Below are 13,523 nucleotides of genomic sequence, written 5' to 3'. Positions count from 1 at the left end.
GCAGCTGCCGCACCGCCTGCCGCACAAGGGTTCACGGCGTCCCTAGCGTCGGCACCACGCCAGCAGAGAGGAAAGTGCGATGAGCCCCACTGCTTTGTCAGGAACGACGCCGTTGCTGTGCACGATCGAGCCCGGCGCGCCCGCCACCGTCGACGCCGAGGACGTGCACTCGATCGAGCAGGCCGCGGAGTGGTTGCGGGCCAACGCCGACGCCCTGCGCGCTCTGCTGCACGAGCACGCCGCGGTGTACGTCCGCGGCCTGCCCGTGCACGACGTCGACGACTTCGGCCTCGTGCGCGACACACTCATGCCCGAGCGCACCCCGTACCGGGAGAAGGCCACCCCGCGCAGCGACTTCGGCAACGGTGTGTTCTCCTCCACCGACCTGCCCGCCGCGCAGCCGATCCACATGCACAACGAGAACAGCTACACCCTGACCTTCCCCGGTCTGCTCATGTTCGCCTGCCTGATCGCCCCGCCCGAGGGCGGCGCGACCCCGGTGGCCGACTGCCGCAAGGTGCTCGCGTCGCTGCCGGCGGAGCTGGTGGCCAAGATGCGTTCGGTCGGCTGGCTGCTCAACCGCAGCTACTCCGAGCACATCTCCACGTCGTGGCAGACCGCGTTCGGAGCGTCCACAAAGGACGAAGTGGAGGCCTACGGCGCGGAGAACCTGGTGTCCTGCCAGTGGCAGTCCGACGGCCACCTGCGCACCACCCAGCTGCGCCCCGGGATCATCACGCACCCGGTGACCGGTGCCGAGGTGTGGTTCAACCACATGGCGTTCTGGAACGAGTGGGCGCTGGACGAGGAGCTGCGCGACGCGCTGGTCGACGAGCTCGGCGTCGAGGATCTGCCGTTCAACACCGCCTTCGGTGACGGCACCGCGCTCAGCCGCGAGGAGCTCGCCACCATCCAGGCCGCCTACGAGGCCGCCACCACCCGCCGCCGCTGGGAGCGCGGCGGCCTGCTCCTCGTCGACAACATCCTGTCCACGCACGGCCGGGACCCCTTCCGCGGCGACCGCAAGATCGTCGTCGCCATGGGCGAGCCGGTCTCCGTGCTGGACTGCGCCCCCACCGTCGCCCCGTCGGCGACCCCGGTGAGCGGAGAGAATCGATGACGGACCTGGTGTCCCGCTTCCACGAGGTCGTGCGGACCGCGCCCGAGCGGATCGCCGTGCGCGACACCGCGGGCGCGCTGACGTTCGCCGAACTGGAAGCCCGCACGGCCGCGCTGGCCGTCGTGCTCGCCGCCCGCGGGGTGCGCCGTGGCGACCGCGTGGGCGTGAGTGTGCCGCGCGGCAGCGGACTCCTTGTCTCGCTGCTCGCGGTGTGGCGGGCCGGGGCGGCGTACGTGCCGCTCGATCCGGCCTACCCCGCCGACCGGCTGGCCCACATGGCCACCGACGCCGCCGTGCGCACGACCGTGACGCCGGAGGATCTGGCCGGGACTCGCGATGCCGCCGGGCGCACGACCTTCGCCCCGGACGGCCTGGCCGGGACTCGCGATGCCGCCGGGCGCACGACCTTCGCCCCGGACAGCCTGGCCGGGACTCGCGATGCCGCCGCGCCCACGACCTTCGCCCCGGCCGTCGCCGGCGCGTACACCGACGTCGCCGTCTCGGCCGACGACGCCGCCTACGTGATCTACACCTCCGGCTCCACCGGCCTGCCCAAGGGCGTGCAGGCCACCCGCGGCGGCGTCGCGTCCCTTGTGGACGGACTGGAGCAGATGGCCGTGTACGCGGCCGAGCCCCGTGTCGTGGCGTGGAACGCCAGTGCGTCCTTCGACGCGTCCGTGCAGCAGTGGGCCAGGGTCTGCCGCGGCGACACGATCGTGGTCCTGGAGGACGCGCACCGCACCGAGCCCGCCAAGCTGACCGCGTGGCTGGACGAGTGCGGTGTGTCCGATGTGGACATGACGCCCACGCACTGGGAGATGCTGCGCGAGCACCTGCTGCCCGCACGCTCCGACGGCAGGCGGCTGCGCCTGTTCATCGGCGGCGAGCCGATCAGCGTGCCGGTGTGGCGGGAACTGGCCGCCGCCGACACCTTGGAGGCGTTCAACCTCTACGGCCCGACCGAGTGCACCGTCGACGCGACGGTCGCCGTGGTCGAGGGCGATCACCCGAGCATCGGCGACCCGTTGCCCGGCAACAGGCTTCTGGTGCTCGACTCCTCACTGCGCGAGGTCGGCGACGGCGAGTTCGGCGAGCTGTACATCGCGGGGCCTCGTGTCTCCCACGGCTACCTCGGCCGCTCCGGCCTGACCGGTGCCCGTTTCCTGCCTGACCCCTCGGGCGAGCCGGGTGCGCGCATGTACCGCACCGGTGACCTGGTGCGCCGCACCACGGACGGCCTGCTCGAGTTCCACGGTCGCGCTGACCGCCAGGTGAAGATCCGCGGCCACCGGGTGGAGCTGGGCGAGATCGAGACCGTCGTGCGGTCTTCCCCCGCTGTCGCCGCGGCGGCCGTCGTCGTCCGCGACGACCTGGCGGGCCAGCCCGTCGCCTACTACGTGCCCTCGGGGCTGGCGGGCGCGGAGAGTCTGCGCGAGCACGCCGCGGCATCCCTGCCGGAGGTGATGGTCCCGGCCGCGTTCGTCGAGGTCGCCGCGCTGCCGCTCACTCCGGGCGGCAAGCTCGACACCGCCGCGCTGCCCGCGCCGCCCGTCGTCGCGGGCATCGCCCCGGAGGGTGAGTTCGAGCGGTTCATCGCCGGGGTGTGGGCCGAGGTCCTCGGCCGCGACTCGGTGTCCGCCGACGACGACTTCTTCGCCCTCGGCGGCCACTCCCTGGTCGCGCTGCGGGTGGTGTCGAAGGTGAAGAAGACCTTCGGCCTCAAGATGTCCGCCCGCGACGTCTACCGCCACCCCCGCCTGACCGACCTCGCCCGGCACGTCGAGTCCCTGCGCGTCTAGTGGCGCGACCCGGAGCGTCGGCGAGGTGATCCGCGCTCAGCAGGGCGCCTCGCGGCGCCGCCCCCACGCCCCAGTACGAGGACGTGGGGGCGACACCACGATGCACCCGTCTGACCCCGAATTCCCCCGGCAACGCTCCGGGCCACACCACTAGCAGCGACACACCATTAGGAGGAACGGTGGACAACATCGACAACGTGGTCGTCCGGCCCCGCCGCAAGCCGGAGGCCGCGCGGTCGCTGGTGTGCCTCGGGTTCTGCGGCGGCGGCGCGGGACCGTACCTGCCCTGGGCCGACGTCCTGCCGGCCGACGTGGAACTCGCCGCGATCTGTTACCCAGGGCGCGACGGGCGGTTCCTGGAGGACCACGCCGAGGACTGGCAGGCGCTGGCGGCCGACGCCACGCAGGCCGTGCTCGCGGCGGCGACCCGGCCGTACGTCCTCTTCGGACACAGCATGGGCGGGTGGATGGCGTTCGACGTGGCCGCCAGGATCGAGCGGGCCGGCGGGCGCACCCCGGACGCCCTGGTGGTGTCGTCGGCCAACGCGCCGAGCCGGGGACTGACGCCGCGCGACATGTTCCCCGCGCAGAGCGACACCGACGCGGGCCTGCTGTCGTGGATGACGGTCAACGGGCTGCTCGCGGACTACGTCCTCGGCAACGAGGAGCTGCGGGAGATGGCGCTGGAGCTGATGCGGGCCGACATCCGCGTCCGGGACACGTTCGCCTACACGGACGGGACCAGGGTCGGTGTGCCGCTGCAGGTGCTGACGGGAGCCGACGACGACGTGATCGTCGCGGACACGGCGGCGCAGTGGCGGGCGCTGGCGGGCGGCGAGTACCGGCACGTGGAGTTGCCGGGCGGGCACTTCTACACCGAGGAGGTGTGGCGGTCGCTGCCCCGGTTCATCCCGGCGTTGGAGTCCGTTCCCGCCGGGGTGTGATCAGGGAGCGGGCGGGCGTGGGGGCTCCAGGGCTTCCGCGCTCACCACGTCTTCGGGACGAGAGGACGAGTCGTGGCGCCACCGACGGTCAGCCGGTCGGGGCGAGGGCCTGCTGTCCGGGCAGGGCCGCCAGTTCGGCGCGGATCGTGGTCGCGGCGGTGCGGTCCAGTATTCGTTCGCGAATGGAGAGCGCCTGCTCGAGATAGGTGCGGGCTTCGGCGTAACGACCGGCGGCGGCGCTCACCTGGCCCAGGTTGCGCAGGAGCTGGCCTTCGCCGATGACGTCACGGGTGTCGCGGACCATGTCCAGGACGCGGCGCATGGTCGTGGTGGCGGCGGCGTGTTCGCCCGCCATGGCCTGGACCTGGCCGATCCGGTTGAGCGTGCGGGCGGCGCCGCCGGTGTAGCCGACGGACTCGTGGACCGCCATCGCCTCGGCGAGATCGGTGCGGGCCTGGGCGATCTCGCCGTTCGTGGCCAGGATGAAGGCACGCTGGGTCAGGACGATCGCGCGGCCCACGATGTCGTCGACCGCGGTGAAGCCGGCGAGGGAACGGTCGTACAGGCTCAGGGCGGTGGTGTCGTCGCCGGTGTTGCGGGCGATCAGTGCCAGGTCGCGGTGGCACAGGGCCAGGCCGTGGACGTCGCCCAGCTCCTCGAACAGCTCCGTGGCCGGAAGCAGCGCGGAGCGGGAGGAGTCGAGGCGGCCGCGGTTGATGTGGAGGGTGCCCAGCGAGCTCAGGACCGCCGCGGTGCCGCGGGTGTTGCCCGCCGCGCGGACGGCGGCCAGGGCCTCGGCGTGGGTCCGCTCCCAGTCGTCGAGGTAGCCGCGTGACTCGAACAGGGTGACCGAGGTGACCGCCAGGTCCCAGCACAGCTCGTCCAGACCGGCGGCGGCCGCCTGGTGGATGGCCGCGCACAGGTTCTCCAGCTCGCCGTCCATCCACTCCAAGGGATCACCGGGAACGACTGCGGGCTGCCAGCGCGGTGCGGTTCCGTGCAGAACGGTGTAGTCACCGCCGTAGACGCTCCGGTGCGCCTGCTCGGCCAGTGCGAGCCATCCGCCGAGCAGACGGGACACCGCGGCGGCGCGGTCACTGGCGGGGATCTCCTGCTCCGCCTTCTCCCTGGCGAACAGACGCAGGACGTCCTGGTAGCGGTAGCGGAACTCGCCGGTCGGCTCGACCGAGACCACGTCGAGCACCTGCACGTCGACCAGTGGTTCGAGCAGGTCCGACGGGAACGGCCGGTCGTCGTCGAGGACCGCGCCCGCGACCCAGCCGGGGACGACGGGACCGTCGGTCAGGCTCAGCAGCCCGAACAACAACCGGGACCGGCGGTCGAGGCCGTCATGGGTCAGCCCGAGGCTGGCGCGGATGGTCAGCTCGCCGTGCGCGAGCTCGTCGAGCCGGTGCCGCTCGCTGGCGAGCCGGAGCACCATCGACGCGAGCGTCCAATGTGGACGCGCGGCCAGCCGGGCGGCGATGATCCGCAACGCCAGCGGCAGTCCGCCGACGGTGCGCACCAGTGCCGCGGCAGCCTCGGGCTCGCGGGCCACCCGCTGTTCCCCGACGACCAGGCCGAGCATTCGCAGCGACTGTCCGGCGTCGAGGACGTCCAACTCGACCTGGCGGGCACCGGGGAGACCGGTCAGCCGCGACCGGCTGGTCACCACCACCGCACACGTGCTGCTGCCCGGCAGCAACGGCAGGACCTGCCCCTCGGTGGCCGCGTCGTCCAGCACGACCAGCACCCGCCGGTCGGCCAGCAGCGTCCGGTACATCTCCAGCCTGGCGTCGAGGCCGTCGGGGATCACCGGACCGGGGATCCCCAGGGCCAGCAGGAAACGACCCAGCACATCGTCCACAGCGGACGGTTGGCCGGTGCCATGCAGGGCGCAGTAGAGCTGTCCGTCGGGGAAGTGCTCGTGCGCCACCCGGTGCGCGAGGTGCGCGGCCACCGTGCTCTTGCCGACGCCGGGACGCCCCGTGATCACCACGACCCCCACGGCCGTGCGCGCGGCGCCCCCGACGAGCACGGACTCCGCGCCACGCAACATCTCCTCGTCGCCGACGAAGTCGGCGGTGTCGGCGGGCAGCTGCCGCGGCCGTGCCGTTCGCGTGGTGCCGGAGTCCCTCGGCGCGGGGTCGGCACGCGACTGGTCGGGGACCTCGCCGGCCAGGATCGCCGCCTCCAGCGCCCGCAACCGTTCCCCCGGCTCCAGCCCCAGCTCCTCGATCAGCTGGGTACGACCGGCGCGGTAGACGTCGAGGGCCTCGGCCTGCCTGCCGGAGCGGTGCAGCGCGATCATCAGCAGGGCGCGCGGACGCTCCCGCAACGGGTGCTCGTGGACCAGGCGCGTGACCTCCCCGACGAGCTGGTGGTGCTGGCCCAGTTCCAGCTCCAGTTCCAGGTGGTCCTCGACGCAGGTGAGCCGGTCCTCGTCCAGTCGCAGCGCACGGGTGTGCAGCGACCGGTTGGGGGCCCCGCCCAGGCACGGCCCGCGCCACAGCGCCGCGGCCTCACGCAGCAGCGCGGCCGCCTCGGCGGTGCGGCCCTCCTTGACCAGCACGCGGGCCTCGGCGGTGCGGGCGAGGAAGTCGGCGAGGTCCAGTGTGTCCTCGTTGAGCCGCAGCTGGTAGCCCGGCGGACGGGTGTCGATGACCGCGGACATGCCCGCCCCGTGCAGGGTGCGGCGCAGCCGGGAGACGCAGATCTGCACCTGCGTGCGGGCGGTGTCCGGCGGGCTCTCCTGCCACAGGGCGTCGACCAGCGTCTCGGTGCTCACCATCCGGTTGGCCTCCACGAGCAGCAGCCCGAGGATCACCTGCTGCCTGCCGGGCGGGATCCGTGCCGCGCTGCCGGGACCGTCGACCTCCACCGGGCCGAGAACCCGGAACCTCCCTGGAGACATAGCGCGCGGCCACCCTTCCCGGTTCGAGATGTCCCGAGGTAAGCAGACGGTCACGAAGAAGTACAACCCGGCGATAGCGTGGAGATATCGGCAGGTTGCCCGGCGGCGGGACCGTTGTCGTTCATCGCGTGAGGAGAACCGCCATGAGCACCGCCGCCGGCGTCGACCACGTCCGCCTCTCCTACGAGTACCTCGACATGGGGGATCTGGACGGGTACGCCTCGCTGCTGCACCCGGACATGCAGCTCAAACGCCGCGACGCGCCACCGGGACACGGCCGCGACCACACCGTCCGGCTGCTGACCACCATCCCCGCCCTGCGGGGCCGGCACCACATCCACAAAGTCGTGGCAGGCAAGGACACCGTGGTCGTCGTGGGCCGCTACACCCCTCCTCCGGAGGCGGAGTGCCGCACCCCGTCCGAGTTCGCCGACGTGGTGACCCTGTCGGACGAGGGACTGCTGCTGTGCAACCGGCGGTTCTACTACGACGATCCACCGTCCCTATAGCGGGAACTGCCGGACGGCTGCCGTCGCCGCTGCCTGGCGGCGCGGAGCGGGGCTTCTAGTTTCTGGGCAGGGAACCACCCGCGACACAGGGAGCTCGCCCATGGAGTTGGACGCCGCCCGGCCGGACGCAGCCCGCCTCGACATCGTGGTCTCCGGCCTCGCCTCCGACGCGCACACCTGGAACCTCGTGTACCTGCAGCTGGTGCTGGAGGAGATGGGGCACCGCGTGACCAACCTGGGTGCGTGCGTCCCCGACGGACTGCTGACGTCCCGGTGCGGACAGGCGGCCCCGGACCTCGTCGTGCTCAGCAGCGTGAACGGGCACGGGTTCCAGGACGCCAGGCGGGTCATCGGACCGTTGCGCGCACGGCTGGCGTGCACCCCGGTCGTCGTCGGAGGCAAACTCGGCGTCGACGGCACCGGCGGCCACGCGGAGGCGTTGCTGGCCGCCGGTTTCGACGCGGTGTTCGAGAACGCCGACGCGATCGCGGCGTTCCGCGGCTACGTCGAGCGGCTCGCCGCGGGGGTGCGGTCGTGACCGGTGGCTCGTTCGGCGACTTCGTCGCCCGTGCCGCCGCCGCGGGCGAACTGGTCGTGCAGCCCAGGATGGGCGTGCCCGGCCCAGAGGGGATGCGGGCCGGTCTCGCCGCGGTGCGCGGGGCCGGGGTGCGGGCGGCGGGCACGATCACCGTTGACAGCTTCACGCGCGTGGGGGACCACCTCGCGGTGCACCAGGCGCTGGCCACCGGCGCCGAGCTCAACGGCTACCCCATCGCCGCCCATTCGCCCGAGACGACCCGCTCCGTGCTGAACGGCCTGCACGGAGCGGACTTCCCGGTGCAGGTGCGGCACGGCTCCGCGTGTCCGCAGAAGATCGTCGCGGCCCTGCTGGCCGCCGGTCTGGACGCGACGGAGGGCGGGCCGCTGTCGTACTGCCTGCCCTACAGCCGGGTCCCGGTCGCCGAGTCGGTGCGCGCGTGGGCCGAGTCCTGCCTGCTGCTGTCCGACGCCCGCGAGCGCGGCGCCCGGCCGCACCTCGAGTCCTTCGGCGGCTGCATGATGGGCCAGCTGTGCCCGCCGAGCCTGCTGGTGGCGATCAGCGTGCTGGAGGGCCTGTTCTTCCGCCAGCACGGGGTGGACAGCATGTCGTTGAGCTACGCCCAGCAGACCGACCCGGACCAGGATGCCGAGGCCATGGCCGCACTGCGCACCCTCGCCGCCGAACATCTGTCCGATGTGGACTGGCATGTCGTGCTCTACACGTACATGGGCGTGTTCCCGCGCACCCCGCATGGCGCGACCGCCCTGTTGCAACGCTCGGCGGAGCTGGCCGTGCGAACCGGGGCGGAGAGGCTGATCGTCAAGACGACGGCGGAGGCGCACCGCATCCCCACCGTCGCCGAGAACGTCGCCGCGCTGGTGACCGCCGGGGCCGCGGCGGCGCGCGCCGAGCCGGGCGGCGTGGTCGAGGACACCGGCGTGCTCGCCGAGGCCCGCGCGCTCGTGGACGCCGTGCTCGACCTCGCGCCCGACGTCGGTATCGCCCTGGTCCGCGCGGTCGAGCGCGGCTACCTCGACGTGCCTTATTGCCTGCACCAGGACAACGCCGGCCGCACGCGGGCGTTCGTGGACGGTGCCGGGCGGCTGCGGTGGTCGCGCACCGGCGCCCTGCCGCTGCCCGCCGGCAGCGCCGTCCCGGCCCCCGATCCCACCGCCGACGAGCTGCTGCGCTCGCTCACCCACGTCGAACGCGCCTTCGACCGAGGCTGACCCCTGCCCCCGTCCCCCAGGAGTGACCACAATGGACACCATCACCACGGCGCCGGCGGATCCGCGCGCCCACCTGACCTCACCGGCCACCCGCGCGGTGCTGCGCGTCCAGCACCGCGTGCTCGACGCCGTGCGCGAGCACCTGGGCGGGCAGGGTTTCACCGAGATGCTTCCCCCGGTCATCGGCCCGGTCACCGATCCGGGGGCGCGCGGGGCCAAGCAGGTCGACGTCGACTACTACGGCCACCGCTACAAACTGATGACCAGCGCGATCCTCTACAAGCAGGCGTCGCTGACCGCCTTCGACCGGATCTTCTGCATCGCCCCCAACGTGCGTCTGGAGCCGCTCGAGACCAGCTCGACCAGCAGGCACCTCGCCGAGTTCCACCAGATCGACGTCGAGGTCGCCGGCGCCTCCCGCGACGAGGCGACGACGGTGGCCGAGAACCTCGTCGTGCACGTCGTGCGCCGGATCGTCGAGCGCTGCGCCCCCGAGCTGGACGTCCTGGGCCGCGACCCGGACGCCTTCGCGGACCTGCTGTCCGGCCGCGCCTTCGAGCGACGCAGCCACGCCGCCGCGGTCGCCGACCTGCACGACACGGGGCACGCCCAGAACCCCGACGCCGAGATCGACTGGGTCGGGGAGGCGGTCCTGTCGGCCAAGGCCAGCAGGCCGTTCTTCCTCACCGACTACCCCAAGGGCTCCCGCGGCTTCTACGACCGCGAGAACCCGGCCGCCCCCGGCCACCTGCTCAACTTCGATCTGCTGGCCCCGGAGGGCTACGGCGAGTTGTGCAGCGGCAGCGAACGCGAACACGAGTACGCCGCCATCGTCGCCAGGATGCGGGAAACCGGCGAGAACCCGGCCAAGTACGCCTGGTACCTGAAGATGGTGCGCGAGGGTATCCCGTCCAGCGCGGGCTTCGGCATCGGCCTGGAGCGGCTGGTCCGCTACCTGTGCGGGCTGGACGCGGTCTGGCAGGCGAGCGCTTTTCCGAAGATCCCCGGCGTGGTGTCCCCGTGACCGCGCTGCGCGCCGACACCTTCCCGGAACAAGCCGTCCGGGAGCGGGCCCGCACCGGCGCGGCGGCGGCGTTCCCTCCGCTGTCCGACTACGGCGGCGCCCTGCTGGGCGAGCCGGAGGCCTCTTCGCCGGGCGACGCCCTCGACGCCACCCGCCTGGTGCCGCCGGTGTTCATGCCGCGACGCCTGGAGAAGCTCATCGACCTGGCCCGCGAACCGTTGCACGGCGACGTCGGCCTGGAGACCACCGTCGGCGGTTTCGCCGCACGCCTGCCGCTGTACCTGTCGGCCTTCGGGTCGACCCGTGCCGTGGGCACCGACCTGGGCCGTGCCGCCGCCGCCCAGGCGGGTGCCCTCGGCATACCGATGGTCGTCGGCGAGAACGTCGTGCCGGTCGACGGCTACACCGGCGAACGATCCCTGCTGGCCAGGATCTCCGCCTACGCCGGCCACGTCCCGGACGGGGTGGGCGGCGTCGTGGTGCAGCAGAGCACGGAGGACGCCGACGCCGAGGTCTGGAACCGCGTCTACAGCGACCCGGCGACGCGCCCCCTGCTGGAGTCGGGACGGTTGGGTTTCGAGCTCAAGGTCGGTCAGGGCGCCAAACCGGGGATCGGCGGCCTGACCGTCGTCGACCGCGTCCAGGCGGACCGCCTGGCCGATCAGTTCGCCCTGGAACCGCTGATCGACCCCGCCGGGGACCGGGTGCTGCGCTGCGCCAGCCCGGGGACGTTCACAGAGGAGATCCTCCGGCAGCAGGTCCGCCTGATGCGCAACAACTATCCGCGGGCGCGGGTGTGGGTGAAGCTCCCGCCGGGACGCGACGTCGCCGCGGCGGCGGACGTGGCGTGGCAGGCGGGCGCGGACGCGGTCACCGTGGACGGGGCCGAGGGTGGCACCGGATGGGCCCCCACGGCGTCGCTGGCGGGCGTCGGCCTCCCCCTGGCGGAGTGCCTGCGCCGCATCGGTTCCCCGCGCGGCTGCCTGCTGGTGTCGGGCCGGGTCTGGGAGGGACTGCGCGCCGTGAAGTGCCTGGCCGCCGGGGCCACCGCCACGGGCCTCGGCCGGGCGGCCCTGCTGGCGGTCGACGAGAACCCCGGTTCGGGCCTGATCCGCCTGGTGGAGGCGATGACCCTGGAACTGCGTCTCCTCATCAGCGCACTGGGCAAGTACCATCCGGCCGCACTGTCCACTGAGGACCTGTGGTCCCCGGCCGGCTGGCCGGTTCCCGCCGGCCGGTTGGTGGCGGCGCAGGGATAGCGCAGTTGGTAGAAGTGACCCGCCCCGAAGAAAGGGGGCGGGTCACTTCTGTGTCCTAAGAGGATGGTTTCCCGGGAACGTCACGTGCCCGCACCGATGTCCGGTGCGGGCTTCGCTCAGTCCAGTCCCGCGGCGGCACGAAGGCCGCACAGGTGGACCGGATCGGCTCGCAGGCGGACGGCCAGGTCCGGGAGCGGTCCCGGTGGCCGGTGGCCGCCTGCCGCCGCGTCGGCGACGGCCAGTGCGGTCGCCAGGCACTCCGCGCGGGCGTCGGAGGTGGGGGCGATCAGGCAGACCAGGCCGCCCAGGTGGTCGTACCCCAGCGTCCGCAGGGCCCATGCCGCCGCCCGGCGGGCGTGCGGGGTGGGCGGCCAGACGCTGAGGAACTCCGGGCCGGCGGGAACGAAGAGGGCGTGCACAGGGGATGCCGTTGCGACGCCTATCGGACCGTTGTCGGTCATGTGGGCCATGGGTCACGCTCCCGGACTCGGCGTCGGAACCAGTCCACCACGGGAAAGGCGGCGTCCTCGGCAGTCGGGGAGGCAGGCCGGGGGCGTGTCGGGGACACGCCCGAAGCCAGGCTTGGCCCCTCGCCGGACTCGGTGTCGGCACCGGCGACCACTGCGCGCGAGGGCGGCCCGGTGTCCGGGTCAGGGCGTCGGCGGTGCGGCTGCCAGCACCGAGCGGATCAGAGGGGAGACGGTGAAGCTGCGCCCGGTCTCGGTCTCGACGGGCCGCACCAGGCCGCGTTGGAGGAGATCACGCAGCAGGCGGCCGGTGTCGGCCGACGGGCCGAAGCGCGGCGGGAGGCTCTCCAGGACCCGGCGGTAGGGCTCGGCGGCGCCGGCCAGGGCGCGCAGGAGGGTGTCGTCGAGCAGGCAGGCCGGGTCGGTGGCGGCCAGCTCCGCCAGTGGGTAGACCGACAGCCACGAACCGACGGCGGCGAGCGCCGCGGGAAGGCCGTCGAGGCTATGGCACAGGCGATCGACATCGACCGGGTCCGCCGCGCCGGGGTGGCCGGCGAGCAGCAGCCGGGCCCCGTCGGCGGGCTCCAGGCCCGAGAGGAGGAACACCCGTTCCCCGGCGAGCCCGCACGGTGCGGGCGCGGTGATCAGCACCCGCACACCGGGGCAGTCGGCGAGCAGGCGCAGCACGCCGTCCCCGCGGACCGGCCCGTCGATCCCGTCGAGCACCACCAGCGCGGCACGAGCGCCGACCACCTCGGCGAGGTCGTCGTCCGCCCGTCCTCCCGTGCGTACGGCCGTCGACCACGCCGTCACCAGCCCGGCCAGCCGCGGGTCCCGCAGCGGCGTGCCGTCCGGCCCTGCCCACAGCACCGGCATCCTGGCGTGCAGCACCCCGGCCACCGCCGCCGCGAACCGCGTCTTCCCCACGCCGGGCAGACCCACGACGGTCGCGAGCCGGCACCCGCCGGCCAGTTCGGCGGCCAGTGCGCCGGTCTCGAGGTCGCGCCCCACCTGGGCGGCCAGCGCGGTGGGCGGGACGGCGGCGGCCGCGTCGACCTCGGCGCGCCGGTCCGGGTCGGCGGCCACCTCCAGGTCGTGCCGCGCCCGGCTGCCCAGCCGCAACCCTTCGGCGATCAGCCGCACGGTGTCCGGCCGCGGTCGTAACGCCCGCCCCTGCTCCAGGTCCCGGATGGCCCGCACGCTCACCGTCGACAGATCTGCCAACTCCCGCTGCGTCAACCCGACCCGGCTGCGGTGTCTGCGCAACAGCTGGGCGAAGGGCGGAAGTCCGGGGTCCAAGGCGGGCGGAATGGCCATCTCGGCATCCTCTTTCACGCGGGTGATTTTGTCGGGCCAATCGTCTGCAGCCCCGCTATCACGCTGCCATCCCCGCGTATATCCCGGCTGCAAAACACCGGGACAATCCGGCATTCCCCCAGCTCAGGGCATATTTGATGCCGTTATTTTCACCGTGATAGCGCTGGGATAAACCGCGTGATAGCTCCGCGATTATCGAGCCTCATAACGTTTGTCTCATCGCCGGAGAAACTACCGAGGAGAGTCCAAAATGGTCAGCACCGTCATCACCAGAATCGCCGCCGCCGCCCTCGCCTTCGCGGCCCTGACCACCCTCGGCGCCACGACCGCCCACGCCGTCGCCGGCACGACCCCCATCACGGTGGCCGGCAGCAACCCCTGGGAGTGAGCTCGCCACCCC

General features: G+C 73.0%; 12 protein-coding genes. 9 read left to right on the top strand and 3 right to left on the bottom strand.

Going from position 1 to position 13,523, the window contains the following annotated elements:
• Positions 1–79: 79 nt before the first annotated feature.
• The 3 genes from BLR21_RS04825 (at position 80) to BLR21_RS04815 (ending at position 3,863) form a co-directional block, all read left to right on the top strand.
• On the top strand, positions 80–1,120 hold the full coding sequence (locus BLR21_RS04825) for a TauD/TfdA family dioxygenase (protein WP_090004343.1): 1,041 nt from the start codon (positions 80–82) through the stop codon (positions 1,118–1,120).
• Positions 1,117–2,919, top strand: a complete 1,803-nt coding sequence (locus tag BLR21_RS04820) for a non-ribosomal peptide synthetase (RefSeq protein WP_090004342.1) — start codon at positions 1,117–1,119, stop codon at positions 2,917–2,919. The genes BLR21_RS04825 and BLR21_RS04820 overlap by 4 nt, the downstream gene beginning before the upstream one ends.
• 179 nt (positions 2,920–3,098) lie before the next feature.
• Positions 3,099–3,863: a thioesterase II family protein gene (locus BLR21_RS04815; protein WP_090004341.1), complete on the top strand. Its 765-nt coding sequence runs from the start codon at positions 3,099–3,101 to the stop codon at positions 3,861–3,863.
• A gap of 88 nt (positions 3,864–3,951) precedes the next feature.
• Here the strand turns inward: BLR21_RS04815 and BLR21_RS04810 are convergent, their stop codons facing one another.
• Complete coding sequence (locus BLR21_RS04810) at positions 3,952–6,777, bottom strand: AfsR/SARP family transcriptional regulator (protein WP_090004340.1); 2,826 nt, start codon at positions 6,775–6,777, stop codon at positions 3,952–3,954.
• Positions 6,778–6,920: 143 nt separating this feature from the next.
• Here BLR21_RS04810 and BLR21_RS04805 point away from each other — a divergent pair, with 143 nt between their 5' ends.
• The 5 genes from BLR21_RS04805 to BLR21_RS04785 all read left to right on the top strand — a co-directional run bounded on the left by BLR21_RS04805 (position 6,921) and on the right by BLR21_RS04785 (position 11,339).
• Complete coding sequence (locus tag BLR21_RS04805) at positions 6,921–7,286, top strand: nuclear transport factor 2 family protein (RefSeq protein ID WP_090004339.1); 366 nt, start codon at positions 6,921–6,923, stop codon at positions 7,284–7,286.
• Between the two features lie 100 nt (positions 7,287–7,386).
• The gene (locus BLR21_RS04800) at positions 7,387–7,824 is read left to right on the top strand and encodes a cobalamin B12-binding domain-containing protein (RefSeq protein ID WP_090004338.1); all 438 of its coding nucleotides are present in this window, start codon (positions 7,387–7,389) and stop codon (positions 7,822–7,824) included.
• Positions 7,821–9,056, top strand: coding sequence for a methylaspartate mutase (locus BLR21_RS04795; RefSeq protein ID WP_090004337.1), 1,236 nt, complete (start codon positions 7,821–7,823; stop codon positions 9,054–9,056). Before BLR21_RS04800 ends, BLR21_RS04795 begins: the two co-directional genes overlap by 4 nt.
• 31 nt (positions 9,057–9,087) lie before the next feature.
• Positions 9,088–10,080 (top strand): asparagine synthetase A, encoded by a 993-nt coding sequence (locus tag BLR21_RS04790; protein WP_090004336.1) that lies wholly within the window; start codon positions 9,088–9,090, stop codon positions 10,078–10,080.
• Entirely contained in the window at positions 10,077–11,339 is a 1,263-nt protein-coding gene (locus tag BLR21_RS04785) for a glutamate synthase-related protein (RefSeq protein WP_090004335.1), read from the top strand. The genes BLR21_RS04790 and BLR21_RS04785 overlap by 4 nt, the downstream gene beginning before the upstream one ends.
• Before the next feature lie 116 nt (positions 11,340–11,455).
• On the opposite strand, the gene BLR21_RS04780 is transcribed toward BLR21_RS04785, so the two are convergent.
• Together BLR21_RS04780 and BLR21_RS04775 are read right to left on the bottom strand one after the other, a co-directional pair.
• Positions 11,456–11,809 (bottom strand): hypothetical protein, encoded by a 354-nt coding sequence (locus BLR21_RS04780; RefSeq protein WP_143027601.1) that lies wholly within the window; start codon positions 11,807–11,809, stop codon positions 11,456–11,458.
• Between the two features lie 180 nt (positions 11,810–11,989).
• The gene (locus BLR21_RS04775) at positions 11,990–13,141 is read right to left on the bottom strand and encodes a helix-turn-helix domain-containing protein (protein ID WP_218130732.1); all 1,152 of its coding nucleotides are present in this window, start codon (positions 13,139–13,141) and stop codon (positions 11,990–11,992) included.
• Between the two features lie 232 nt (positions 13,142–13,373).
• Here BLR21_RS04775 and BLR21_RS42290 point away from each other — a divergent pair, with 232 nt between their 5' ends.
• Positions 13,374–13,511 carry a hypothetical protein gene (locus tag BLR21_RS42290; RefSeq protein ID WP_176929453.1) on the top strand — a complete coding sequence of 46 codons (138 nt, stop codon included), beginning with the start codon at positions 13,374–13,376 and terminating at the stop codon, positions 13,509–13,511.
• The last annotated feature ends 12 nt before the right edge of the window (positions 13,512–13,523 follow it).

It is taken from the genome of Lentzea albidocapillata subsp. violacea, from assembly GCF_900100275.1.
GTDB classification, from domain to species: domain Bacteria; phylum Actinomycetota; class Actinomycetes; order Mycobacteriales; family Pseudonocardiaceae; genus Lentzea; species Lentzea violacea.
The sequence above is the reverse complement of the archived record's forward strand: the minus strand, read 5'-3'. Positions and strand labels throughout refer to the sequence as shown.

Bases quoted from the DNA above. Each gene is read 5' to 3' on its own strand.
- BLR21_RS04780 (WP_143027601.1), bottom strand. From the start codon at position 11,809: ATGGCCCACATGACCGACAACGGTCCGATAGGCGTCGCAACGGCATCC.
- BLR21_RS04810 (WP_090004340.1), bottom strand. From the start codon at position 6,777: ATGTCTCCAGGGAGGTTCCGGGTTCTCGGCCCGGTGGAGGTCGACGGT.
- BLR21_RS04820 (WP_090004342.1), top strand. From the start codon at position 1,117: ATGACGGACCTGGTGTCCCGCTTCCACGAGGTCGTGCGGACCGCGCCC.
- BLR21_RS04800 (WP_090004338.1), top strand. From the start codon at position 7,387: ATGGAGTTGGACGCCGCCCGGCCGGACGCAGCCCGCCTCGACATCGTG.
- BLR21_RS42290 (WP_176929453.1), top strand. From the start codon at position 13,374: ATGGTCAGCACCGTCATCACCAGAATCGCCGCCGCCGCCCTCGCCTTC.
- BLR21_RS04790 (WP_090004336.1), top strand. From the start codon at position 9,088: ATGGACACCATCACCACGGCGCCGGCGGATCCGCGCGCCCACCTGACC.
- BLR21_RS04805 (WP_090004339.1), top strand. From the start codon at position 6,921: ATGAGCACCGCCGCCGGCGTCGACCACGTCCGCCTCTCCTACGAGTAC.
- BLR21_RS04825 (WP_090004343.1), top strand. From the start codon at position 80: ATGAGCCCCACTGCTTTGTCAGGAACGACGCCGTTGCTGTGCACGATC.